Source organism: Bacillus sp. CH140a_4T (genome assembly GCF_008923725.1).
Classification (GTDB): domain Bacteria; phylum Bacillota; class Bacilli; order Bacillales; family Bacillaceae_G; genus Bacillus_A.
In genome coordinates, this window is the sequence record NZ_WBPF01000016.1 from 141,954 (window position 1) to 167,715 (window position 25,762).

Below are 25,762 nucleotides of genomic sequence, written 5' to 3' on the forward strand. Positions count from 1 at the left end.
CCCCACTGATTTTTTTATAGAAAGAAGCCTCTTGTACATTTACAAGAGGCTTCTTTCTATTTCTTAAACTTAAACATATCCCCGCTCAAATTCGAATCACTATACACGAACAATACAATGTTAATGTTGTTCTCTGTAATGTATTGATATACATCTTTTTCGTGATAGTGACGCAGGTCGAGTATGGATGTATGTTTAAAGCTTTGTGCTAAGTGTGGCACGATTGCGTTTGCGAATGAGTCTTTTAGGACTAAGGCGCGTACTTCATTTTGTGCATTGTTATTTTCAAAGACGATTTCTGGATAGTCGTCTGTGTAATAACCTGCGTAGGAAGTTATATCTTTTTGTTTTTCTACGCCGTATATGTCATCTAAGTTTTGATGAACAGTACCTTTCACATCTTTTGCGGTTACGCTTGTGAAGTTGAAACCGTCATTCGGTGTGTAGTAGCACAATTTTTCACCTGTTGCATCGATGAGTTGGTATAGTTGGTTGTTGAAGCTTCCGACTAAATGCTTATTTTGCGCACATGTACGAGTGTAGTCTTCTTTTTTTATTTCTTTTCCTTTATATATAGAAGATTGTTGCCCGATTGTGTTCATTATATATTGGTAGCCTACGAAGGCACCGTCCATATTCCAATGATGATCCGTTTTGAAATACATGTCCTGTATTTTTTCGTTCGTATAGTTTTGTTTGAATTGCTCCATCAGTTTTATTGGCTTTACGTCAGCTGGAAGTTTTTTTAGAAAGTAATTTAAATTTTCCTGTGCATATGTGTGAATATGAGAAGGTAATTTAAATGATAATGCATTCGTTTTTGACGGTGGTAAAGCAAAGTAAAACTCAACGTTTTGTTCTTTTAAAAACTGAGATAAATCGTTTATAGCGGGCATGGATTGGTCAATTTCATTATATTTTTTCGTCCACGCTGGGTTTTTAAGGAGCCATTTATCATCAGTCAAAATAATGTCGTTAATGAGAGATTTCCCAATATTAATTTGAGCAATCGTATAGTTTTTAATTAGCTCATCTCGTCCGATTAGTTGATCATTTGTGTATGTTTCAAAATCTTTAAAGAAGCTACCAGTTAGGAGAGCTTCTTTCGTAAGTGCTGGTTTTTGAGCGAGCGGCCGATTTTCAACTGGTGAAATGTCTCGGTCTGTTTTGAGTAACGATAATATGCCAAATGAAAAGATAATGGTGAGAAAACCGATAAACAGGATGAGGTTTCCCAATTTTTTCATAATAACTTTTCCTTCCTACATAAAGTGAAACTTTAATTAGTGGAGGGTATTCATCCCCCTGCTAATTATCAGCCTTAACTAATTGGGCTTTTAAGGGCTGCCCGGCAAATAGCTGGATAAGTTAAAACCTGAAATAAATAAATGGATTATATGTTGAGTTAATCAAGTACATAACCGAAATCATAAATAATGTTAGTAATAGTATAGGACGTACAAATTGCATCGTGAACATGTACGTTTTTGGTGCAAGTTCTAGTATGTTTTTCACTCGTTTTAAAATTGGTGTCGCTGCGATAAAGGCAATGAGAAATACGATAATGTATTCATGTACGTATAACATTGTATTGTCATCAATGAGAGATTGCCCATCTATGCCGAACATCGCTTTTAAATATTGGAACGAGTAAGCGAAGTTGTCAGCTCGGAAGAACACCCAGCCAATCATAACGATTAGTAATACGTATGCATGTTGCAGCGGTTTCCATAGTTTGTTTAATATTTTTTCAAATCCAGCTTTTTCAATTGAAATAATAAAGCCGTAATATAAGCCCCAGGCGATAAAGGTCCAGCTCGCCCCGTGCCATAAACCAGTTAATCCCCATACGATGAAGAGGTTACGATAATTCGCTAGTTTTGAAACGCGGTTTCCGCCGAGCGGGATATATATGTAATCGCGGAACCAAGAGCCAAGTGTAATATGCCATCTTCTCCAAAACTCTGAAATAGATTTAGAGATGTATGGGTAGTTGAAGTTTTTCGGGAAATCAAATCCGAACATTTTTCCAAGTCCGATTGCCATATCAGAGTATCCTGAGAAATCGAAATAAATTTGCAGGGTATAGGCGATAATACCGATCCATGCCGTTCCAACACTTATTTCAGATGGTGGTAAGGCAAATATTTTATCTGCGACAAATCCGACTTGGTTGGCGATTAATATCTTTTTTGCTAGTCCAAGAACGAAAATTTGAATACCTTCTGTGAATCGTTCAAAAGAATGGATGCGCGTTTTAATTTGCTCAGCGACGATATTGTAACGAACAATTGGTCCGGCAATAAGCTGAGGGAAAATAGATATATATAGCGCTAAGTTAAGTGGATTTTTTTGAACATCCCCATCTTTACGGTATATATCGATGACATAGGACATCGCTTGGAATGTATAAAATGAAATTCCAATTGGTAGTGGAATAGGTTCCACATGAATAGATAAGTGCAAGACGTTGTTTAAAATGTCTGTGAAAAATGAAATATATTTAAAATAAGAAAGTAATAAAATATTTCCGACCACAGCCATAATTAAAAATGTGACTTTCATATTTTTTCGTTTATCATAATGATGCACGAGTAGGCCAAAGCAGTAGTTTAATACGATGGAAAAGAGCATTAAAAGAACGAAACGTGGTTCGCCCCATGCATAGAAAATTAAACTAAATGCAAGTAATACGAAATTACGTAGCTCGGCACGCACTATAAAATAGAAAAATAATACGAGAGGTAAAAAGATAAATAAGAAAATCGAACTACTAAATACCAAAGGACTCTCCTCACTTTTTTGAGATACATTTCGTGCAAAAAAAACCGACATATCTATTATATATTCTTTTATATAATGATGCCTTTAATATTTTATCATGTTAATAATTCGATTAAAATAATTATTCTATATAATAGAAGAAAAGCGGTATGGAATCCTTTTGACACTCGCTATCTGGATAAGATAAGATGAATAAGGTGTGATTTGTTTAGAAGGGAAGAGATGGTGTGTTATTTAACTCGTTTGAGTTTATTTTTTTATTTTTACCGATAGCATTTCTTTTATATTTTCTATTAAATAAATTGGGACAAACTACTTTAGCGAAAGCTTGGCTTGTGGCAGCATCTTTATTTTTCTATAGTTATTGGAATATAAAATATTTGCCGCTTATGTTAATATCGCTCATTGTGAACTACTTTATTGGAATGAGGCTCGTGAAGCATAAGAGTAAATTCCTTTTAACAGTAGGTTTAATATTTAATATAGGAATGCTTAGTTATTTCAAGTATTATGATTTCTTTTTGCAAAATGTGAATTCGTTATTTGGAACTCATTTTACATTATTATCATTAACGTTACCGCTTGCGATTAGTTTCTATACATTCCAAAAGATTGCGTTTTTAGTAGATACATATCGCGGGGAGACGGAGGCATGTCATTTTCTTGATTACGCTCTGTTTGTAACATTTTTCCCGCAACTTATTGCAGGTCCGATTGTGCACCATGCGCAAATTATGCCGCAGTTTGCTGATCGTAGTAAAAAGCGTTGGCAATCAAATTATATCGTTCTCGGTATTTTTGTATTTGCCATCGGTATTTTCAAAAAAGTAGGGATTGCAGATGTTTTATCTCCCGTTGTACGGGAAGGGTTTGATGTACAGCAGTCGCTAACATTTGTTGAAGCATGGCTTTCATCATTAGCGTTTACATTCCAGCTATACTTTGATTTCAGTGGATATAGTGATATGGCAATTGGGATTGCGTTAATGTTTAATATTAAATTGCCTCAAAACTTTAATTCTCCTTATAAAGCAGTGAGTATACAAGATTTTTGGCATCGTTGGCATATGACATTAAGCCAGTTTTTAACGAAATATGTGTATATTTCTCTTGGAGGAAATCGAAAAGGAATTACGCGTACATACGTCAATATTATGATTGTCTTCTTAATAAGTGGGCTTTGGCATGGTGCTGGTTGGACATTTATTTTTTGGGGATTTCTGCACGGATTAGCTTCTGTCGTTCATCGTTTGTGGAATAAAGCAGGAGGTCGCATGCCGGCCTGGGCAGGATGGCTCGTGACGTTTTTCTTCATTAATATAACGTGGGTATTCTTTAGAGCAACATCGATGCATGATGCGGTGAAAGTGCTAAAAGGAATGTTTGGATTTAATGGATTCGAACTAGCAAATAGCGTGTTCCCGGTATTTATTATTGAGAAACTACAATTTTTAAAAGAGTACGGTGTTTCATTTACTGAGGCATACCATGTCTCATTATTAAATACGGAAATAGTAGCGTACATTTTCGGGGCATTATGTATTAGTTTCTTCTTAAAAAATTCAATTCAGTTAAAAGACTCATTCCGTCCGACAGTGTGGACGGCGTTATTTACTGCAATATTACTTGTGTATAGTGTGTTGCATTTAACGAGTATTAGTGAGTTTTTATACTTTAATTTCTAGGTGGAGAATATGAAAAACAAACAGTGGCTTATTTTCGTTTTTGTATGTGTTTTTGTTCCACTTGCTGGTGTTGGAATATTTAATGGTTATACAGATTCACTTTGGTTATTCTCGCATAAAAATAAGTGGAATGATGTTCAGTTTGGGTTTAATGAGAGACAACAAAAAACGAATTATATAACATATCGTCCGTTTACTTATGATGGCGTTATACTTGGAAGTAGTAGAACGACGTTTATTAATGAAAATGATTTTACCGGATTAAACGCATTTAATTATGCGGTAAGCAGTACAGATCCGCGCGAATATGATGCGTACATTGAATATGCAAAAGAGCGAAAAGGTAGTGAACTATCTTCTATTGTGATTGGTTTAGATTTCCTTGGAACGAACAAAAATAGAGAAATCGGTTTTGATAAACCAGAAGTGTATATTAATGAGGCGCAAAGCTTACTATATCCAATTAAATCGTATGTGAGTATGGATGGGATTACACATTCCCGAAATACAATTCAAAACTCCATTCATCACAATAAAACTATCGATGTATATAATCGTGATAATGTAAAATCGATGCGTGAGTATACGAAAGAAGAGCGCGATGCACAAATTGCCGCGCAAGTAGAGAAATTTAGTAGAGAGATTTATGGCGGGAATTATGAGTATCAAAATATGAAGGAAATATTGGGTACTGTAAAATCTCATAATCCGAATGCAAAGTTTTATATTTTCACAACGCCTGTTTCAGAGCCATTGTTCCGTACGATGATTCAATCAGGACGATGGGAAGAGTATAAAAGATGGCTCCATGATGCTGTCGATGTATTTGGAGAAGTACATCATTTCATGTATTTAAATTCAGTAACAAAGAACTTAGATAATTATATGGATGGACATCATTTCAGACCAGAAGTCGGGAAGATGATTGCACATAAAGTTGTAAAAGAAGAAGATAGTAATGTGCCGACAGATTTCGGTATTGTTATTACGAAGGATAATATCGATGAGGTGCTGGAGGAAATTCGCGCGTCTTTTCAGTAGAAAAAAAGAAGCAGCATCCAAATAGATGCTGCTTTTTTTCTATTCTATTTCTAAATCAACAATTAAGTAAGCAAGTATTACAACGAAGAAAATACTAACGGCTGGTGCTGTTAACACGTGTCCAGACATAAAAGCGATACCGAGCGATAAGACGAGTGTACTAGCTAGTAGCATATGTTTTACGCTAAATAGTTTCTGGAAGTTTGTGATCAAGCGAATGAATATTTTTATACCGAAATAAAGAAGCGGTAGTAAGTACATAAGGAAACCGACAATTCCGAATGCAAAGAATAGGTCGTAGAAATCCATTTCAACTAACTTCATTTTCGTTGTATAGTTACCAGCGTAGCCCATTCCAAATAGTTTTTGAGATAGTGGTGCTTCTTTATAGTATTGTTTGTATACTTTTAAAAACTTGTCACGATCACTATAAATTAAACTCTTCATTTCAGAGTCTGTTAGTTCGCCTTGCTTATGTTCTTCTTCTTGAACTTCTTTACCTTCTTTTCGGTCTTTTTCTTCTTGTAATGATTTTTTGTATTCATATATTTGTAAGTGGATGCTCATGTTTTTTGCGATAGGAGTTTGCGGTGTAAGAACGAGTAAACCACCTAATACGACAGCAGCAACAACTGTGTTTACAAGATATGTGAATCCTTTTCCTTCTTTTTTACGATGCATCATATATTGAATGAATGAGAATAGTAGTGCAACGCCGAGCGTAACAATAATTGCACCATATCCTACTTTCGTTCCGACCATAAGGCTTGCATACATCGCGAGTACAGTTGGAATCCAGTAATAGAATTTTGAGAAAGACGTTGTTTTATGAATTGAGTATAAGACGACGATTGGGAACATAATTGCAAAAATAGCACTTAAATCATTCCCCGCAAAGAACCAGCCTCTTGAACCGATCTTTGAGTGCGGGTAGCTTTGGAAGTCTGTACCTGTTACCATCGCTGCAATGAGTGAAATACTCAAAATTAATGTTGCATATAAGAAATAGGTAATCATTTTATGAAATACATATTCGTTATTTTTTAATTCCTTTAGTGCGATAATATATCCAAACAGTAGTACAATTGGATATACACTTTTCAAAATAAATTTCACTTCTTCTCCAAATGAAACTGGAGATTTAACCATTAAATTATTCACAAGGCCGATTGCGAGTACGATGCCAAAGAGACATAAATAAAGAATATACTTTTTCGCGCCTTGTTGTTTATGGTGAAGAAGTAGATAACCTAATGCAAGAAGCATAAAGGCGAAACGGACTACGATTCCGACTGTTGCGCTCATGTGTAATACATAGATTGAAAAAGACGTTAATAAATCTAAGATTGGTTGAAACACGATGAATAGCAGTAGGAAATGCGGGAAGGAATTAGCCGTCTGTTTTAACTTAGTAACCATATGTTCCTCCATTTCTTCATTCCTTTATTTCAGCACCCCTCTATTAATAGGAAGGGGAATGAATTTCTTTTTATATCAGACTTAAGAATACACCATTTCATTGTAATGGTAAATAGATGAGAAGAGGCGATAAACCGACTTTAATTGCTATATTTTTTAACGGAATTGTATGTTTTATACAAGGCTATATACACAATATGAGATTATTAGACAGAAAATTGAGAAAAAAGAAGGGTTTTTTACCTTCTTTCTATAATTATATAAGTATAATCTTTATGTAGAAAAGAGGGGTATATATAATGGAAGTAACAAGTAAAACAGAATCTGTCATTGTGAAATATGAAGGGCACGTTGCAACGGTAATGGTCAATCGCCCAGAGGTGTTAAATGCATTAGATGAGCCAACGTTAAAAGAGTTATTACAAAAACTGAAAGAAGTAGCGGAGAGTTCTGCGCATATTGTTGTGTTATGCGGGAACGGCCGTGGTTTTTCTGCGGGCGGAGATATTAAATCGATGCTCTCAAGTAATGATGAAAGTAAGTTTGATGGTATTATGAATACTATTTCTGAAGTCGTTGTGACTTTATATACGATGCCAAAGCTTGTGATTAGTGCGATTCATGGACCAACTGCTGGTCTTGGATTAAGTATTGCATTAACAGCTGACTATGTGATGGCGGATATTTCATCCATTATTGCGATGAACTTTATTGGAATCGCTTTAATTCCAGATGGTGGCGGCCATTTCTTCCTGCAAAAGCGCGTCGGTGAAAATATGACGAAGCAAATTATTTGGGAAGGAAAGAAATTATCAGCGACAGAAGCACTTGATATCGGTTTAATTGATGAAGTAATCGGTGAGGATTTCCAAACGGCTGTGAAGCAAAAAATTAGTGAATGGTCACGAAAACCGATCAAAGCAATGGTTCAAACGAAGCAAATTTTATGTGAAGTAAATCGTTCTAATTTAGAACAAACGCTTCAACTTGAAAAGCGTGGCCAATATGCGATGAGACAAACAGCGGATCATAAAGAAGGCATCGCTGCATTTTTAGAAAAACGTTTACCAGCATTTAAAGGGGAATAAAGTGAAATTTTAATGAATGGTCGTTTTACTGCCGGTTAATTTAAGGTAAAGGGGAGAAAGTGCTAACACATTTTAGTATAATTGTGTTAGCACTTTTTTTAAGGAGTAATATATGAAGAAAATTATCGGTGTTATCGGCATGATTGTCATAGCATATTATGCTTTGCATAGTACACCATCTATGGCGGTGCGAACTGCTTTGTTTTTTGAAGGACATCCAAGCGTTGCGTTTTCTGGCGGGGTGACGAAAGAAACAGATGTGAAAAAAGAAGCAATTCCAACTGAGTACCAAACTTTATATGGCAAGGAAGAAGAAGGGTCAGAGCACTATTTCTTTCCGCACGTAAGAGCAAAAGGATCAGGAATTGATATGATTAGTGCATGTGTGACGAAGAAATGGTTTTTCTATACAGCAGAGCTCGGATGTTATTAAACATAGGAGGATAAATGATGTCAGCATATAACAAGTTAGTAAGAGATCGTGTTCCAGAGAAGATTTTAATGTCTGGAAAAACATATACAGCACAAAAGTTAACAGGACAAGCATACATACAAGCTTTAGCGAAAATCGGAACAGAAGAAATTCGTGAATTTGCTTCTATGAAAGAGCGTGAACATGCGCTTGATTCTCTTGCGGATGCACTGGAAGTAATCATCTCATTAGCGCGTGCAGAAGGTGCAACCATTGAAGATGTAGAACGTCTTCGTAAGCAAAAAGAAATAGAGCGCGGTGGGTTTGAAAGAGGCATTTATTTATTAGATGTTTCAGAAGAATAGTTTTGTAAAGGAAGCATAGCGTTAGTGAGTAACGCTATGCTTTTTTGTTGCAATTAAACTAATAATGAAGAAGACAGCTGTTACTACCCAGCCAATTGTAATAGAAGTAGTAGTGTGGACTGCATAAGAAACTTGTAAACAAAATAATGATGCTAAAAACCAAATGAGTGTAATGTGTATATATTTTTTTGATATATTCATATTTTATAACTCCTTTTGTATACTAAAAAGAATTTTACTACAATTTAGAAAATTAAGCTATATGAGTAGAGGATTTATAGTAAATTCGGTATACTGAATAGTAGAGAAAATGAGGAGGAAACGACAATGGCACATCATGCGAAAGAAACGATGGAACTGATTAAGGAGCTTGTCTCTATTCCAAGTCCGTCTGGGAATACAGAGAAAATCATCCGTTTTATTGAAAACTATGTAAGTGAGTGGAACGTAGAAACGAAGCGTAACAATAAAGGTGCGCTCATTTTAACGGTAAAAGGGAAAGATGATGCACAGCACCGTTTATTAACGGCACACGTTGACACGTTAGGTGCGATGGTGAAAGAAATTAAGCCTGACGGTCGTCTAAGTCTTTCTATGATTGGTGGATTTCGTTGGAACTCTGTAGAAGGGGAATATTGCGAAATTGAAACGTCAAGTGGCAAGACGTATACAGGAACGATTTTAATGCATCAAACATCTGTCCATGTATATAAAGATGCAGGTGAAGCGAAACGTGATGAGAAAAATATTGAAGTTCGTATTGATGAGCGTGTATTTTCAGCTGATGAAGTACGCGAGTTAGGAATTGAAGTAGGAGACTTCGTTTCATTTGACCCACGCGTTCAAATTACAGAGAGTGGATACATAAAATCACGTCATTTAGATGACAAAGTAAGTGTTGCGATTCTATTGAAATTAATTAAGAGATTACAAGACGAAAACGTAACATTACCATATACAACGCATTTCTTAATTTCGAATAATGAAGAGATTGGATACGGTGGTAATTCTAACATTCCAGAAGAAACGGTTGAATATTTAGCGGTTGATATGGGGGCGTTAGGTGATGGACAAGCATCTGACGAATATACAGTATCTATTTGTGCAAAAGACTCTAGCGGTCCGTATCATTATGCGCTGCGTAAACATTTAGTAGAGCTTGCGAAGACGAACAATATTGAATATAAAGTAGATATTTATCCGTACTATGGATCGGATGCGTCAGCTGCGATTCACGCTGGATTTGATGTGAAACATGCATTAATTGGAGCGGGTATTGATTCTTCTCATGCATTTGAGCGCACACATGAAAGTTCGATTTCACATACAGAAGCACTTGTTTATTCATATGTATTATCAGAGATGATTGCGGAATAAGAAAAGAAATAGGCTGCTAGGAGTAGCCTATTTTTTGTTTGCAGAGAAATCGACTGTATGTAACAAAAAGTGAATTAATTGTAATTTATTTTACAATATTAAGAAAGTAGGTTTACTACATAATTCGAGTATTATAGAATGATAGAGGCGCACTAATTTTTTTTGTCTGAGTTTATTCTAATTTATATATTAAGATTACGCGTTATTAAAAGGTGATTGTTGAGAGGAGTATTATTTTTTATGAAGTATCGTGCAGTCGCGGCAGGTATTTTAGCCGCAAGTTTATTATCGTCTCCAGTAAGTAGTTTCGCAGCAGCGAAGAAGTTTTCGGATGTTCCTACATGGGCGCAAGAATCAGTTGATTATTTAGTAGGTAAAAAAGCGCTTGATGGAAAGCCAGATGGAACGTTTTCTCCATCTGAAGCAGTAGATAGAGGATCAGCTGCAAAAATCTTAGCGATCGTTCTTGGTTTACCAATTGATCCAAAAGCAAAGCCATCTTTTAAAGATGCACAAAGCCATTGGGCAGCTCCGTACATTGCTGCAGTGGAAAAAGCAGGTGTAATTAGTGGAGATGGTACTGGTAATTTCAGTCCATTCAGCAAAATTAACCGTGCATCTATGGCATCTATGTTAGTACAAGCATACTCATTAGATAAGAAAATTATTGGAGAACTTCCAACACAGTTTGAAGATTTGGGACCTCATTGGGGTAAGAAACAAGCTAATATTTTAGTAGCTTTAGAGATTTCTAAGGGTACGGGAAATGGCTGGAATCCTGAAGGAACTGTAACTCGTGCAGAAGCAGCTCAGTTCATTGCGATGGCTGATAAAGATAAAACAGATACATCAAAAAGAATGTATATGAACAGAAACTTTATTACATATCATCAACCATCATTATCATCTGGTATTACTGATGTTCAGCATAAGCCACAAATGGTTGTAGTGAAAGAACAAAGAGCAGACGGCTGGTTAAAAATTGTAACGAGTAAAGGTGAGAAGTGGACACCTATACAAGAAAAAACAGAAACGATTAATGAAGGCTTTACTGCGTATGAAACAGCTTCACATAGTTCTAAAGTGCTAGGTACATATAATGCACAAACAGTAACGATCATGGAAGAGAGTGGCAGCTGGATTCGTATCCGTGTGGGCGCTGGATTCCAGTGGGTTGATAAAAATCAATTAAACCCAGTGAAGCAAGGTAACTTCTTAGAAGGTAAAGCAATTATTATTGATCCAGGTCACGGTGGAATTGACTCGGGTAATCCTGGTTATTATGAGAAAGAAAGTGAAACTGTATTAGACGTATCATTACGATTAAAGAAAATATTTGAGCAAAAGGCACCATTTACTGTTATGTTCACTCGTACAGATAATACACGTCCAGGAGTAGACTCAACAGATTCATTGAAAAAACGAGTAGAGTTTGCTCAAAAAAATAATGGAGATATTTTTGTAAGTATCCATGCTAATGGTTCTGAAAAGAAAAATGGACAAGGTACAGAAACGTTATATTATCAGTCAGCAAGAGCAAAAGTAACGAATCCGCATGTAGAAGACAGTAAGTTATTAGCACAAAAAATTCAAGACCGTCTTGTAGCAGCACTTGGAACAAAAGATCGTGGTATAAGACATCAGGACTTATACGTAACTAGAGAAAATACAATGCCAGCTGTATTAACAGAATTAGCATTTGTAGATAATAAAAGTGATGCAGATAAAATTGCTACACCAGCACAAAGACAACGTGCAGCAGAAGCGATTTATCAAGGTATTTTAGATTATTACGAAGCGAAGGGTAATAACGTATCTTCTTTCCGTTAATAAATAAAAAGAGATTGCCAATGGCAGTCTCTTTTATTTATTAACGTTTCTCTTTATTTCAGGCATGTGATATCATTTAATTTTACGTAAAAAAGATATTTGAATAATTGTAATCAGAACAATTTTAAACGATAGAGGATGATCATAGATTGAATAATCATAGTAAAACACCTGCATGTATATATACGTACGCATTTCGCGAGGAGGAGCGTGCTTTATGTTATTTGGAAATGCGCTCGTTCTTTGGGACGGAGTCTCACGTTAATATTTTGAAAAGTGATGTCAAAATTGACCCGAGTAGAAGTGCGTTTATGAAAGAGCGCGTTGAGGTTATGTATGAAGGAGACGACTTAGAAAGTATTTTAAAACAAGTAGAACAAATTGATTTGGCGGGGGCGTCATTTAAAGTTATCTTCGTTAAAATCAATGACCTTGGGAAAGAAAATAAAATTGAATATGGGGAAAGACGTCTCATTGAACGCGACCTCGGTATGCATATTGAAGGAGAAGCGGATGTTCGTAATCCAGAGCGTGTATTCGGGATTGTTCCTCTTGGAGGACGTTGGTACTTCGGGCATTATGTAGAAAGCGAGCCAGTTTGGTATCATCACATAAAAAAACCGCATAGTTATTCGACATCTCTTAGTACACGTGTTGCGAGATCAGTTGCAAATATCGCTGTACCAAATCCCGATGGAGTACGAGCAATTGACCCGTGCTGTGGTATTGGAACAGTAGTAGTAGAAGCACTCTCTATGGGAATTAACATCGTTGGTAGAGATATAAATCCACTTGTAGTTCTTGGCACGAGAAAAAATATTGCACATTTCGGATTTGAAGGAACAGTAACAAAAGGTCCAATCGAGGAAATTACTGAGAACTACGACGTTGCCATTATCGATATGCCGTACGACTTATTTACGCACGCAACACCAGAAGACCAACTCTCCATTCTTTCAAGTGCACGCCGCATCGCTAAAAAGGTAGTCGTTGTCACGATGGAAACAATGGACGACATGATTCATGAAGCAGGATTCGAAATTACAGATCGCTGTGTTACAAGAAAAGGATCATTTACTAGACAAATTCTCGTTTGTGAATAAGAAAAGAAGGTCACCCGTTTGGGTGACCTTTTTTGGTTTGTATTGATGTGTGATTGGTTGGTGGAATGGAGGAGTGATTTGGCGGAATTTGTGGGTAAGTCGATATCTCATGTCGAATCGTCGATATATTTAAAAAATCGCCGATATATTGTGCTGAATCGCTGATATATTTGAAAAATCGTTGATATATTCCAAGAATCGTTGATATCGCTACATTAATATATTACTGTTCTTTTAATTTTTCTTGTTGTGCGATTAATAAATTGCGTAAGACGTGTCCGCGGTAACTTTCTAGTTTTCTCCCTTCGTGATAGCGCACACCTAATTTTTTTAGCTCGGCTACGTACCAGCCTTTTGTTCCGTAGTACATTGGATCACTTCCTTTTTGCTTTTGAACAGTATATGTTGGGGGTGGAAGTAACTTTCCAATGAAAATAATAAGCCTAGTTGTATCAAGGTGTTCCATAAAATAGTTTCCGGACAGTGTATAAAAAAATAGACAGTAGTGTATGCTTTTTTACACAATGTATACAAATTTATACCCTATGCGTTGGCATGATATTTGCAATGAAAATAGTATCAACTTATAGGGGAGAGATAGAAATGAAGGTTAGTAAAGTGTACACGACAATTGATGCTCACGTAGCTGGGGAGCCGCTGCGAATTATTACAGGCGGCGTGCCAGAAATAAAAGGGGAAACGCAGCTAGAAAGACGTGCGTACTGTATGGAACATTTGGATCATCTTCGCGAAGTTCTTATGTATGAACCGAGAGGGCACCACGGTATGTACGGTTGTATCATTACTCCGCCTGCAAGTGCTCACGCTGATTTTGGCGTATTATTTATGCACAATGAAGGCTGGAGTACGATGTGTGGTCACGGCATTATTGCTGTTATTACAGTCGGAATTGAAACAGGTATGTTTGAAGTGACAGGTGAGAAACAGAAGTTCATTATTGATAGCCCTGCTGGAGAAGTCATTGCGTATGCAAAATATAACGGGAGCGAAGTAGAGTCCGTATCATTTGAAAATGTCCCTTCATTTGTATACAAAAAAGACGTTCCTATTAAAATAGATGACTATGAATTTCAAGTAGATATCGCATTTGGCGGAGCTTTTTATGCGGTAGTAGGTAGTAAAGAATTTGGTTTGAAAGTCGATTTCAAAGACTTAGCTGCTATTCAAATGTGGGGCGGTAAAATTAAGCACTACATTGAGAGCCAGATGGAAGTGAAGCATCCACTTGAAGAAGGGTTAAAAGGAATATACGGCGTTATTTTCTCAGATGAACCGAAAGGGGAAGACGCTAGCTTGCGAAATGTAACGATCTTCGCTGACGGGCAAGTAGATCGTTCTCCTTGCGGCACAGGAACTTCCGCAAGAATTGCAACTCTTTTTGAAAGAGATGCTTTACAAAAGGGAGAAATTTTCGTCCATGAATGCATTACTGACGGGAAATTCGAAGGAGAAGTATTGTCGGTAACCGCAGTAGATACATATGAAGCTGTCGTTCCAAAAGTAACAGGTAATGCATTTATTACAGGATTTCATCAGTTCGTTGTAGACCCGAGAGATGATTTGAATCGGGGATTTTTGTTAGGATAAGAGGAGGAGGTGGAAAGATATGCTAGTCATAAGCGCGAACGAACAAAGAAACTTAGTAAATATGAACGAAGTCATTGAATATGCGGCGCTTGCTTTAAAAGAATTTTCCGCAGAAAGAACGATCACACCAATACGCGGCTCATTACCATTTGCGAACGAGAAAAATACGGCATTAATTATGCCTTCAGTAGCGGACGGACTTGAGGCAATCGGTTTAAAAGTAGTAACAGTAGTCCCCGAGAACAAAAAGGTAGGAAAGAAAACGATAAACGGGATTGTGATGCTATCAGACTTTCAAACGGGAGAACCGCTTGCACTTTTAGAAGGATCCTACTTAACGATGATTCGAACAGGCGCCCTATCAGGAGTAGCGACAAAACATTTAGCTCGTCATAACGCGAAAACTTTATGTATCATTGGGACAGGTGAACAGGCGAAGGGAATTGCCGAAGCTGTATTTGCGGTGAGAGATATTGAAAAAGTCATTTTATACAATCGAACAGAAGAAAAAGCATATGCATTTGCGCAATATATACAAGAGAGATTTGGTAAACCTACCTATGTTCACACAAATGCAAATGAAGCAATAAGCGAAGCAGACATTATCGTCACAACTACGAACGCATCCACACCAGTCTTCTCAGAAAAACTACAAAAAGGCGTCCATGTAAACGCCGTCGGCTCATTCAAACCGAACATGCAAGAACTACCCTCACACGCTATCGCGGGCGCAAGCAAAGTAGTAGTCGAATCAAAAGAAGCAGCATTAGAAGAGACAGGGGACCTTCAAGTTCCGATACAGGAAGGTTTATTCAAAGCTAGCGACATCCATGCCGAACTTGGTCAAATCATAAGCGGAGAAAAAGCCGGCCGCCAAAACGACGAAGAGATTACTATTTTCAAATCAGTTGGTTTGGCAGTAGTAGATATTATCGTTGCGAAGTATTTGTATGAGAAAGCGGTGGAGAGTGGCGTGGGGAATAGGATTGAGTTTTGAGGGGCTGCCATTTTGGTGGTCTTTTTTTGTGGAGTGTAAGGTACGGGATTCATTGGTAGAAGGGGGATTACGAGTGTACGATACAGTGGGAGTAGCTCGTAAGCAAGGGAGTAAAAGCATAAATTGTATAAAAGTTGTTCAATTAATAGCTGATATCCATGACTATTCTTTTTGAGTATCTGGTAAATGTAATGCAGTATTTTTAAGATCTATGCTAATGAATGTTATTTGGATTTCTTTCTCTATGCCTAATGTTAATAAAAAGCAAAACAACGATAGAGGGATATAGTAGTATATCAGTTTATTGGGTGTATTAAAATAACTTGGGTACGTATAGTGAATTAGGGGTATTATGGAAAATGCCAAAGGGAGTACGGAACTACTAAAATTAAGTTCTTATAAATAATAAACCGTTCATTAGGTATTAACGATATTTTGTATGTGATTTACTTTTAAAGTAATTATTAATGTATCAAAAAATTTTCATGCTTAAATTTAATTAGAATTTCTGCACCTAAAAGTAGAACATGAGTTCTATTTTGTGGTAAAATATTCATATAGGGATTGAAAAATGGAAATATTAATTTGATAGGTAAAATGATAATTTATTATTAGAATACGAGTGTAATAGATAATAGTAAGAGCTCCTTTTTTAAAACAAATTTATAGAGTGAAAGATAAATTTGGTAAAATTATTTAACTCTCAAAAATTGATATTAACTAGTCAAAGCGAAAGAAGAAAATTGAGATCGATTAATAATTTTAGTGGTTCTATTAGGCGAGTCCATATTTATATTGAATGAGCCAAATACAGATGATACAACACAATAGAAGATGAAGTGTTTAGCTCCAATAGCTCATCCAAATGGTGGCTAGCAATGCGCGGAATATTATTAGCATTTAGAATGACATCGTTTTGAATAGAGCGATGTCATTCCTACTTTTAAGAAGAATTTCCTATTTATATTTAACCAAAAAGTAAAACTATATGAAGAGATTTATAAATAATATGTTGAATATGGGGGATTGAGATGAATAAACAAGAATTAGCTAAGGAAGTAGTCAAACTATGGTTAAAAGAGGGCAGAAAAATTAATACAGAGGATATTCTAAAGGCGTGTCTATCTAGAGTATATATAGAAAAAAAACAATAGATAGCTTTTTCGTCTAGGTTTAATCAATCTGTAGAATTAATACATAGTCCATAAAAAAATATAGGAAATTTATATAAAAAAGACTTGAAATAAACCTTAGGTTTATTTAAAATTAGAGTATGGATAATGGAAGGGGGAAATGATTTGGAAAAATTAAAACAAAGAAGAGTAGAAACGGGACGGACTTGTGAAGAGGTTGCTAATAAAGTTGAGATAACAAATTTGCATTAGTGGTATATAGAAAATAGTAAAAGGAATCTAAAAATAGATCTGGTAGTAAAAATTGCAAAAGCGTTTGAAGATGATCCGAAAGATCTTTTTTTAAAATAGAATTAGTAAACTTAAGGTTTATTAAAGGGGAGGTATATATGGCTAGCACCAAAAGAAGAGAAGGTATAGTTAATGATTTGGTATTGAAGGAAGGAAATACAATCGTAACGGATAGCTTGATTGTTGCTGACATGTATAAGGATAATCCAAATTCTGTAATGAGTACTATTATAAATCCGATACAAAACTTAAATATAATTAATAATATTAATTTTTTATTAGATAAATTTATTAAGTCAATTTATTCAATGAAAGGCATAGACTATTCCAAGTTTAAACTGAGAGAAAGTACATTTGCATATAGAAAAATGGGAAATATAAATGCTTTAAAGGTGAAGGATAGATTCTTAAACGATCTTGAACATGTAACAAAAAAACATCAGAATCTAGACAAAATACAAATCAAGGTTTTATTTAGAATTCCACAATTGGAGAAAGAGGTAAGAACTATAGAACATTGTAGTAATACTCTTATTAATCTAAATACAGAAAGTTGTCTGCAGCAACGTTTAAATAAAATGATTCGGCTTTTAGCTTTTAGCAAAGATGTTAGCTTTCAAAAGGCATGGAGAATATTTAGATCGATGTATAACAGAACATATAGGACAAATTTAAAATTAAAAATGTATCACTATAAAAAAAAGAACAAATTGAAGCGAATAACAGCTCCGCAATATTTAGCGGTTAAAAATCAATTAGAAAATGCAATAAGGGTAGCTGATGTACTGTTACATAAAAAGAATATGACAGCATAAAAAAGAAATTTACAAAGGATTTTTTTCAGTATGTATAAGAAGAGAATTCAATTGTTAAAGTAAAGTGCGTGTATATTATATGGATTTTAATAAGTTACTAGATATTTTAATGAATGGGGGGAATTGTAGTTGATAGAAAATCCAATGATAGATAGTAAATGTATGGATTCCGGAGAGAATGATTACTTGGAATATTGCGAAGGTTGTCAGGGTGAAATTTATTTTGGTGAGCATTATTATGATTTTGACGGAGATTATCTTCATTGTGAAACACAATGTATAAAACAATTTATTGAAAGTTATTCTATAAAGAAAGTAGCAGGTGAATAAAATGAGCTTAGACGACAAATTTAATTTAGAAAAAAGGATTTTTATACGATTAATTGAAAACCATAAACAAAAGCGGGATATTTTTTCAACAACAATGGTTCTTGCATATGAACATGGTTTACAAGTATTAGAAGATATATATGAATTAAGCAAACAAGAAAAAGAAGAGGAGTACCCTTTTTAAATTAAATAAATAGATTGGCAGATGCCTAAAGTTTTATGAATTTTAATATTCGGTAATTACCGAATGTTCACGAAATGAATATCTTTATAAGGTTTAATAATATAAGGGAGGGAAGGAGAATCAATGGAGTTTATTGATAAACGAGGCGGCTTTTTTATGATAGATAATGAAGTTATAGATAATGGTGAATTGGATGTCTATGCGTTTAAAACTTATGCTGTAATTGTTAGATATGCAAATAAAAAAACAAAATCAGCTTTTCCATCACTGAACACACTAGCTAAAAGGGTTGGATGTGGAAAGAAAAAGGTTATTGAGTGTATCAAGATTTTGGTGGAAAAGGGATATGTATCAAAAACTTTAAGGAAAGATAATAAGGGTGATCATCTTTCTAACTTATATCATCTTTTACCTACATCTAATATTTCAAAAAAGCAAGATACGATATTAGAAAGAGAGAAAGAGAGTGCTTTAGAGAAAAAAGAGGTAGTAACTGGAGGAAGCACAAGTAAAGTTAACTTTAATAAGGTTTATATTGAGAATATTCAAAATTTAAACGCGGGGTATTCCGAAGAATTTGAACATGTATGGGCGTTATATCCTAAAAAAATTGATAAGAAATCAGCTTATAAATCATTTAATATGGCTACTAAAAAACATTCTTTTGAATTGATAAATTTGGGAACACAAAGATATGCTGAATATATTAAAGGAAATTGTGTAGAAACAAGATATATAAAACATGCTACTAATTTTTTCAACAATGAATGCTATCTAGACTATGCTGAAATGAAAAAAGAGAAAGAAATTTCAAAGGTATTTAGCACACGTAATTTCGCTATAGATTGTTTATTAGATTGAGGTGAATTTAGTGAATAAGTATCAGGTGCATTACGAAAATGAATGTTATATTCTTGGAATGATGATTCATGATAATAGTTTAATATATGAAACAAAGTTAAAGACTAAACATTATTTAAATAGATATAATAGAAATTTATTCAAAGTCATGAAAGAACTTCAAAGTAATGATAAACCTGTTGATATGATGTCACTTTCCCAAATTGGTGAAGATAGGATGGCTACATTTGGTGGAGTTAGTACGTTAAGTAATGTATATGAATTAGGAATTTTAACTCATAATTTTAAATATATAGAAGATAAGATGATTGAATTTATTGCGGTAAATGAAGCCCTCCTTACATTCGAAGATTTTAAAGAAAAATCGAAATTCACACATAGCTACCAACAACTTAACAAACTTTTATCTGAAATAAATAATATTCCAGGTACTACAATGAAATCACAACCTTCGTTTAAAGAAAAATTAGAGAACCGTATTTTAATGCATAGTCAAATGCCTTTAAATGGAATAAGTGGAACCCCTACGGGTTTTAATATCCTTGATAAAGGCTTAGATGGTTGGCAACCATCAGATTTAATAGTAGTAGCAGCCCGTCCATCTGTGGGAAAAACAGCATTTGTACTAGAAAGTATGCGGCGTGGAGCACATCAAAGCCAGGAATATATGGGAACATTCTTTTCATGTGAAATGGATGAAAATAAGATTATAGATAGATGGATTGCTGCAGAAGGAAAAATTCCAGTTGCGACAATGAATAACCCAAATAAATTTTTTCATGAAAAACAAAAATATTGGGAGAAATATCACAAGGCATGTGGTAAATTAGCGGAGCTCTCCATTAATGTTCGTCCAGAAAAGAATATTGATCAAATTCGAACAGTAATTCGTCAAGTAGTAAAAGAAAACCCAGATAGAAAACACTTCTTTGCTATAGATCATTTAGGACATATTGATGTAAATGAATCGTTTCAAAATAATCACCTTAAATTTACATACATCATGAAACAACTAAAAGAAATACAAAAAGAACATAGTGTGCCAATTATGCTTGTAGCACAATTAAATCGTAGTGTAGAGGGAAAGCAGGACAAGGCGCCTACAATGGCTGATATTCGTGAATCGGGAAGTATCGAGGAGATTGCTGATCTTATTATTTTCCCCCACCGTCCAGCATATTTTAATAGAGAGAAACAAGAAGAGGAAATTCATGATGTAGAATTAATTATTGCAAAAAATCGAAATGGATTTGTGGGAACACTACCATTCCAGTTCGTTAAAAAAACAAATTTATACCTTGAAAAAGGAATTTAGTACTATGACAATATTAGAACTTTATACAGAGGCAAAGAGGGATGGAATAGTAAGTGTTTGGTTATTAATTGAATATCTTGTGTTTGAGCGGAAGGTACTGACTTTTGAAGATCGGGTTAATGGTCTCGATTACTATTTTGAATTTAGATTTAGAAACTCTATGAATCAATATTTAAAGGGATATATGAGAAAGCGAAATATTGTGATGTATAAATAATTTTTAGATGTTGAAAGTTATATGAAATAACGGATATATAAACTAGCTGTAATATAGTAATAGATTAAACAATAAATCTTTATATAAAAATATTATGATTTTTTATTGTGTGTGGATTTAGGTGAACAAATGACAAGAAAAGACGAGTTAATTTTGTATTTAATTAAGAATGGAATATACAAGTTTAATAAATATCAACTATGGGAACTTAGTAAAAAACAATTAGAAAAATTAATAAAGAGGGTAGATAAACGAGATCAAGGACTCGAAGAGAGAAGATAAATATAAAATTATTTTCTAATCAATTTGATTGAGTATATTTTAGTGCTAAAAATACTGTTTATGGATTAAAAAAGGTTAATAGGAGGAGTAATAATGGAACAACTTTTACTTAAGGACTTGGCACAGGAAATAGATATGTTGAAGATTCAAATACGAGACTTAGAGATAGAACATAAATTTTTGATGAAAAATATGGCTATGAACGCTCCGAAATTTAATGGTGTGGTGGATTATACAAAAGAACGTGTTCACGGTGGAGAAATACCGTTAGATTTAGTAGACATTCATAATAGGCATAATAAGATTGCTGGTAAAATTAATGTATTAACTGAGATGGTACAAGAGAAACAACAGGTAATGAATCAAGTTAAAGACGTAATGGCAAGTATGAAAGACTTAGAAAAACGTATTATGTATTATCGAGATGTAAAAGGAATGAATTTGAAACAAATTGCTGTATTACTCAATTATAGCCATAGTCATATTAGAAGAGTGAGTAGTAAAATGAAACGATGTGATATGAAAAATATGGTTCATTAATTATATGTAACTATTCTAGCGTAAAAGGTTCTGGTGCAAAGTTTAAAAAAGCATAAATAGGTTGATAAATGTAGAACAATGTTTAGAAAATAACTAGTGATTTTTGAATTTCATTGTACGTTGAAAAGGCGGAGTCTCTTTGAAGATTTCGCCTTTATATATTTTAGCGTACGTGAAACAAGTAAAGAGATGTTGGATGGTACAATGGGGGTAGTTTTGTAAAATACTTGTCTTCTTAAATTGTGCATAGCATTAACAAAGGTTATGGTATATTTCTGGAATGGGTAGTTTGGTTCTTTTGAATGTTTAATTTTACTTATTAATTTTCGGTAAATATTTCTTGTTAAGTTATTCTTGTTAAAATTAGTATTGTTATCGTTTCCTTCAGAAACTACCTCTAGTTTTTCTAAGATACTCCCCTAGTTTTTCTCAGAAAATATATGGTTATTCTAAGATGCTAGAGAAATCATTTATTTTCTTTCACTTTTCAATAGAAGACTTCTTTCTTAAAAATAAGAAGGTGTAAAAATAGGTTTAAAATGTATATAAGTAGGGTAATTATGTTTCCGGTAGTCTGTAAAAGGGATGATATTGGGAGGGGAATTAAACTAATGATTTTAATGAAAAAGATGATAAATAATATAGAATCAACTGTTAATCCTTTGTTCCAAACAGCTAGTTAATATTATTTCTATTTAAACATATTTTCTTTCTCCATACTGATCACACACCGTTTATAGATTAATACTATTGGTATGTCCCCGCTAGATAGATCATTTTCATATATTTCAAAGCTCTTACAACAGAACCACGTATTGTATTTTTTTGATGTAATGGGACGAACACCCATTATGTGAATCTTTCCTTTTATAGTTTATAGAGAAAGTACATTAGTTATTTATTAAAATGACAATTATAAAAAAACATAATTTTTTGATTTAATATGCCTTTGTTTCACTTAATAAAGTAAGGAGCTAAATTACTAGATAACTTGATTAAATAAAGATTTCCCAAAGTTATGCTAATAATTAAGTTCCATTAATACAAAGAAAAACTACAACATTTCAAGGAGGAAACAAAATGGCAAGTTATATTCACGGTGGTTACGATAATTACACTTCAGGGGTGTCTGGATGGACAGATGCAAGTTATTATGGATCGGGAGCTACAACAGTAGATTTCAAACAAATCAACAATGTTCCAGGTGCTACATGGAATTATCAAATTGAATTGCAGCGTCTTGTTAATGGAACCCCTGTAACAACTGATACTTTATCAGGTAGCTTTAAAAATAACGTGACACGCTCTTTCAATATCACAGATAATCTACCGGGCGATTACCGCGTATTGGGTACATTATGGGTTGGATCTGGAAGCCGCTCTAAAAATCGTACAGACATCTTCAAGATTTACCGATAAAAATAAAAGAGAGAACCTCGTTTTCTACCAAATGGGGTTCTCTCTTATGCCTATCAAGCTAAGATTATATCAGTTTTAGTTCACATGAGATTTTCCTACTTCTAAAGATCCAGTGTAAGTTCTTTAAAGATTTGATTGAGCCACTCAATCATGAACCCGTATTTCAAAAACATGTACATTTTTTCGTTTTGGGGTACTTGTTTTTCTTAGCTTGACGGCAATGTAGTGCTACCCCTGGTAGGGGAAAGAACTCGGTTTTTAAGATTATTTTGTTTTGGTAATATTTGTATCTTATTGTAGTTTTTATATTTTATAAGTAGTTTAGTAAAGTTTTTAGTTACTAAGGGTGATAGAAAGTGGTAGTGTATAAATTTAATTAAGAGTAATAGAAAAAAGGATCAATTCTATTAAGAGTTGATTCTTTTCAGGCTGTGAAGAAAGTCTTCTCTACATCTTGTGAAAATATATAAAAATAGCCCGCCATCCAACCAAAAAAGGTCTGATGGCGGGCTATTTTTATAAAGTCTATGATTTTATATGGTTTTCTGTCACTAAAATCAAAAAAGACACTCTAATGAGTGTCTTTTTAAAAAATTACATATTTACTTTGATATAGCTTGTTAATTCACCATACCAAGCTTGACCACCAAATTGTACACCAGCATGAACATCATAAAAACCTGATGGAATTCCACGTGCTGGCCATTGAACTTTAAAATATCCACTACCTACATCTTGTCGTCTAACGACCTTTCCAGTACCTTTTTCTACTAACTCAATAGCAGCTCCTCCAGAAGGTGCCGTACCAGTTATAACAATAGTAGCACTTCCTCTATATGAATTAGAGTCAGTACGAAAATCGATTTTGTTGCCTTTACCGTAAACGCCTTTTGACTCATATGCAAATGCATCAGAAGTACCAAAAAGAAGTCCACCTGAAAGAACAACACCGGCTAAAAGAGTTTGTATAAATTTTTTCATTTTTTTCATCCTTTCTAAATTGAAATGTTTTATTAACATATAGAACTATAGCATATAATAAATACTAAAATATGCATATTTGCATATTTTAGTAAAAAAAACTAATTTCTTTCAAATATATTTTGATTGATTTTTGGAATAGAAGTTTATTGATTGTGTGAAAGCAGTTACTCCTCCACCTATAGCACCGCCTGTTATGAGAGAAGATAGTAGTACTGGATTTGGACAAATTTTTGCTTCTACTGCTATTGATTCAATTTATTATGCTGTTAATATTAAGTTAATTAGTGAAAAAATCTATGATACAAATAATTGGAAAGGTAATGAAGAATTTAATCTTAAAACGGGTCCATTGGTACTTATCCGTGCAACGAACCTGGTTGGGTTAAATAATAATTATTATGACTATGATGAGAATCAAATAAAGAAAGCATTAGCAAGGTATAATGGCAAAGGTGATAAAGCTGCAGAATATGGAGAGGCTGCATATAAACTATACTTAGCCTTTGAGAGATATAATCAACCAGCAAGAAAAAAATAATATTTATTAGTTGATATGTAAAGGAAGTATATAAATAAAAATGATATTTGTACTTTTAAATGTGTTTGTTAACTCAATTTTGGCAATCCTACTTCCATATACTACAATATTTATTTTCACCTGTATTTACTATATAGGGACTAGCATTGGTTATTTTGATGGATTAGATATTGTCGGCGAAGAAGACATAATTATTGTATTAATCCCTATAACCGTAATATTTATTATAATCTTAGTTTTAGTAGGAATATTAGGTAATAAATACATTTATAAAAGAATGAACATTGGGAAATTAAAGTATTTCTTATTTAGTGGATTAATTTTTATATTAGTATTTAGCTTAGTGATGTTTACCCTAGATCCTTTTCATATTATTTATTAGAGAAAGCATCCATAGAGGATGCTTTCTTCTTTGCTATATAAAATTTTTATAATAAATGAGAAATTAACTAAGCAGACAATTGAATAGTGTAACTAATCTAGTCTCATACATTGAGCTATAACTAAAATATTTAAAACAAACGTTTGTATAATTTACCTTTAAAAACATTTTTAAAAATTTTACATGTTTACTTTTTTTTTGTTTCTTGTTCTTACGAATAAATTACAACACCACAGTTAAATGTAATAAAAAAATCAGTAAAAAGAGCGGTATTATTTGAATAAAGAAAAATCCTTTCCAAAATCTAACCTAGTACTATCCGGAGAATCTGTTGCCATCCCGCCTATAAAAAAAGACAACGGAATAGCAAGTATATTTATCCCTAAACCGATCAGTATAAATGATAGATTTTTATTCCATATTTTTGGTAATGCAGCCATGATAAATAAAAATAATGCGGTACCAATTATAAGAAACAGTAATCCAAAATAAAATCCATAATATCCCTCCGTCCATCTAATTCTATCATCAGTAAGAAAAAGAAGGAATCCAGATCTATTGTAAGAGTTTTCATTTATTAGTGAATTGGCTAGAAATTCTTATTAAATCTTGCATACCGTATCATAATTTTTTAAAAAAATTATTAGGTAAATATTAACAATTTAAATTCTCTTAAATTGAGAGGCAATCTATTGGATTCTAAAATAAATTTGTATTAAATTGAAAAAATTATTATTTATTTTTATCGTTTTGGGGGTAACT

25 protein-coding genes and 1 pseudogene are annotated in these 25,762 nt (G+C 33.9%); 19 read left to right on the top strand and 7 right to left on the bottom strand.

Going from position 1 to position 25,762, the window contains the following annotated elements; translation table 11 throughout:
* Positions 1 to 56: 56 nt before the first annotated feature.
* Positions 57 to 1,247, bottom strand: a complete 1,191-nt coding sequence (gene patB1, locus F8162_RS16125; protein ID WP_151631514.1) for a secondary cell wall polysaccharide O-acetyltransferase PatB1 — start codon at positions 1,245 to 1,247, stop codon at positions 57 to 59.
* Between the two features lie 121 nt (positions 1,248 to 1,368).
* Positions 1,369 to 2,784, bottom strand: a complete 1,416-nt coding sequence (locus tag F8162_RS16130; RefSeq protein ID WP_087957520.1) for an MBOAT family O-acyltransferase — start codon at positions 2,782 to 2,784, stop codon at positions 1,369 to 1,371.
* 227 nt (positions 2,785 to 3,011) lie between these two features.
* Here F8162_RS16130 and F8162_RS16135 point away from each other — a divergent pair, with 227 nt between their 5' ends.
* Together F8162_RS16135 and F8162_RS16140 are read left to right on the top strand one after the other, a co-directional pair.
* Positions 3,012 to 4,469, top strand: a complete 1,458-nt coding sequence (locus F8162_RS16135; protein ID WP_151631513.1) for an MBOAT family O-acyltransferase — start codon at positions 3,012 to 3,014, stop codon at positions 4,467 to 4,469.
* A 9-nt stretch (positions 4,470 to 4,478) separates the two neighbouring features.
* Positions 4,479 to 5,510, top strand: a complete 1,032-nt coding sequence (locus F8162_RS16140; protein ID WP_151631512.1) for a hypothetical protein — start codon at positions 4,479 to 4,481, stop codon at positions 5,508 to 5,510.
* A gap of 39 nt (positions 5,511 to 5,549) precedes the next feature.
* Here F8162_RS16140 and F8162_RS16145 read toward each other — a convergent pair whose 3' ends face one another.
* Entirely contained in the window at positions 5,550 to 6,929 is a 1,380-nt protein-coding gene (locus F8162_RS16145) for an O-antigen ligase family protein (protein WP_151631511.1), read from the bottom strand.
* 299 nt (positions 6,930 to 7,228) lie between these two features.
* Here F8162_RS16145 and F8162_RS16150 point away from each other — a divergent pair, with 299 nt between their 5' ends.
* The 3 genes from F8162_RS16150 to F8162_RS16160 all read left to right on the top strand — a co-directional run bounded on the left by F8162_RS16150 (position 7,229) and on the right by F8162_RS16160 (position 8,794).
* Entirely contained in the window at positions 7,229 to 8,017 is a 789-nt protein-coding gene (locus F8162_RS16150; protein ID WP_048526430.1) for an enoyl-CoA hydratase, read from the top strand.
* Between the two features lie 112 nt (positions 8,018 to 8,129).
* The gene (locus tag F8162_RS16155) at positions 8,130 to 8,450 is read left to right on the top strand and encodes a hypothetical protein (protein ID WP_151631510.1); all 321 of its coding nucleotides are present in this window, start codon (positions 8,130 to 8,132) and stop codon (positions 8,448 to 8,450) included.
* Between the two features lie 17 nt (positions 8,451 to 8,467).
* Entirely contained in the window at positions 8,468 to 8,794 is a 327-nt protein-coding gene (locus F8162_RS16160; protein ID WP_001277353.1) for a nucleoside triphosphate pyrophosphohydrolase, read from the top strand.
* 21 nt (positions 8,795 to 8,815) lie between these two features.
* On the opposite strand, the gene F8162_RS16165 is transcribed toward F8162_RS16160, so the two are convergent.
* Positions 8,816 to 8,995 (bottom strand): hypothetical protein, encoded by a 180-nt coding sequence (locus tag F8162_RS16165; protein WP_151631509.1) that lies wholly within the window; start codon positions 8,993 to 8,995, stop codon positions 8,816 to 8,818.
* Positions 8,996 to 9,121: 126 nt separating this feature from the next.
* Here F8162_RS16165 and F8162_RS16170 point away from each other — a divergent pair, with 126 nt between their 5' ends.
* From F8162_RS16170 to F8162_RS16180, 3 genes are all read left to right on the top strand, one after another.
* Positions 9,122 to 10,171 (top strand): M42 family metallopeptidase, encoded by a 1,050-nt coding sequence (locus F8162_RS16170; protein ID WP_151631508.1) that lies wholly within the window; start codon positions 9,122 to 9,124, stop codon positions 10,169 to 10,171.
* Between the two features lie 240 nt (positions 10,172 to 10,411).
* Entirely contained in the window at positions 10,412 to 12,001 is a 1,590-nt protein-coding gene (locus tag F8162_RS16175) for an N-acetylmuramoyl-L-alanine amidase (RefSeq protein WP_151631507.1), read from the top strand.
* Positions 12,002 to 12,150: 149 nt separating this feature from the next.
* Positions 12,151 to 13,104, top strand: coding sequence for a TRM11 family SAM-dependent methyltransferase (locus tag F8162_RS16180; protein WP_151631506.1), 954 nt, complete (start codon positions 12,151 to 12,153; stop codon positions 13,102 to 13,104).
* A gap of 223 nt (positions 13,105 to 13,327) precedes the next feature.
* Here the strand turns inward: F8162_RS16180 and F8162_RS16185 are convergent, their stop codons facing one another.
* A complete protein-coding gene (locus F8162_RS16185; protein ID WP_151631505.1) occupies positions 13,328 to 13,570 on the bottom strand; it encodes a YflJ family protein in 243 nt (80 codons plus the stop codon).
* A gap of 137 nt (positions 13,571 to 13,707) precedes the next feature.
* Here F8162_RS16185 and F8162_RS16190 point away from each other — a divergent pair, with 137 nt between their 5' ends.
* The 10 genes from F8162_RS16190 to F8162_RS16240 all read left to right on the top strand — a co-directional run bounded on the left by F8162_RS16190 (position 13,708) and on the right by F8162_RS16240 (position 23,096).
* Positions 13,708 to 14,712 (top strand): proline racemase family protein, encoded by a 1,005-nt coding sequence (locus F8162_RS16190; protein WP_151631504.1) that lies wholly within the window; start codon positions 13,708 to 13,710, stop codon positions 14,710 to 14,712.
* A 19-nt stretch (positions 14,713 to 14,731) separates the two neighbouring features.
* Entirely contained in the window at positions 14,732 to 15,709 is a 978-nt protein-coding gene (locus F8162_RS16195) for an ornithine cyclodeaminase family protein (protein WP_151631503.1), read from the top strand.
* Positions 15,710 to 16,740: 1,031 nt separating this feature from the next.
* Complete coding sequence (locus F8162_RS29245; protein WP_001041146.1) at positions 16,741 to 16,863, top strand: hypothetical protein; 123 nt, start codon at positions 16,741 to 16,743, stop codon at positions 16,861 to 16,863.
* A gap of 368 nt (positions 16,864 to 17,231) precedes the next feature.
* The gene (locus F8162_RS16205) at positions 17,232 to 17,948 is read left to right on the top strand and encodes a Rha family transcriptional regulator (protein ID WP_151631502.1); all 717 of its coding nucleotides are present in this window, start codon (positions 17,232 to 17,234) and stop codon (positions 17,946 to 17,948) included.
* 129 nt (positions 17,949 to 18,077) lie between these two features.
* Positions 18,078 to 18,278 (top strand): hypothetical protein, encoded by a 201-nt coding sequence (locus tag F8162_RS16210; protein WP_001970319.1) that lies wholly within the window; start codon positions 18,078 to 18,080, stop codon positions 18,276 to 18,278.
* A gap of 1 nt (position 18,279) precedes the next feature.
* Positions 18,280 to 18,462 carry a limonene cyclase gene (locus F8162_RS16215; protein ID WP_151631501.1) on the top strand — a complete coding sequence of 61 codons (183 nt, stop codon included), beginning with the start codon at positions 18,280 to 18,282 and terminating at the stop codon, positions 18,460 to 18,462.
* Positions 18,463 to 18,585: 123 nt separating this feature from the next.
* The gene (locus F8162_RS16220) at positions 18,586 to 19,323 is read left to right on the top strand and encodes a helix-turn-helix domain-containing protein (protein WP_151631500.1); all 738 of its coding nucleotides are present in this window, start codon (positions 18,586 to 18,588) and stop codon (positions 19,321 to 19,323) included.
* Positions 19,324 to 19,333: 10 nt separating this feature from the next.
* Positions 19,334 to 20,638, top strand: a complete 1,305-nt coding sequence (locus tag F8162_RS16225) for a DnaB-like helicase C-terminal domain-containing protein (protein WP_151631499.1) — start codon at positions 19,334 to 19,336, stop codon at positions 20,636 to 20,638.
* Positions 20,639 to 21,230: 592 nt separating this feature from the next.
* On the top strand, positions 21,231 to 21,677 hold the full coding sequence (locus tag F8162_RS16235) for a sigma factor-like helix-turn-helix DNA-binding protein (RefSeq protein ID WP_151631497.1): 447 nt from the start codon (positions 21,231 to 21,233) through the stop codon (positions 21,675 to 21,677).
* 1,080 nt (positions 21,678 to 22,757) lie between these two features.
* Positions 22,758 to 23,096, top strand: a complete 339-nt coding sequence (locus F8162_RS16240) for a hypothetical protein (protein WP_151631496.1) — start codon at positions 22,758 to 22,760, stop codon at positions 23,094 to 23,096.
* A 594-nt stretch (positions 23,097 to 23,690) separates the two neighbouring features.
* Here F8162_RS16240 and F8162_RS16245 read toward each other — a convergent pair.
* Positions 23,691 to 24,077 carry a hypothetical protein gene (locus F8162_RS16245; protein WP_151631495.1) on the bottom strand — a complete coding sequence of 129 codons (387 nt, stop codon included), beginning with the start codon at positions 24,075 to 24,077 and terminating at the stop codon, positions 23,691 to 23,693.
* A 157-nt stretch (positions 24,078 to 24,234) separates the two neighbouring features.
* Here F8162_RS16245 and F8162_RS16250 point away from each other — a divergent pair, with 157 nt between their 5' ends.
* Positions 24,235 to 24,618, top strand: a complete 384-nt coding sequence (locus F8162_RS16250; RefSeq protein ID WP_151631494.1) for a hypothetical protein — start codon at positions 24,235 to 24,237, stop codon at positions 24,616 to 24,618.
* Between the two features lie 604 nt (positions 24,619 to 25,222).
* Here the strand turns inward: F8162_RS16250 and F8162_RS29070 are convergent.
* A pseudogene (locus tag F8162_RS29070) lies at positions 25,223 to 25,521 on the bottom strand (hypothetical protein).
* Positions 25,522 to 25,762 lie beyond the last annotated feature (241 nt).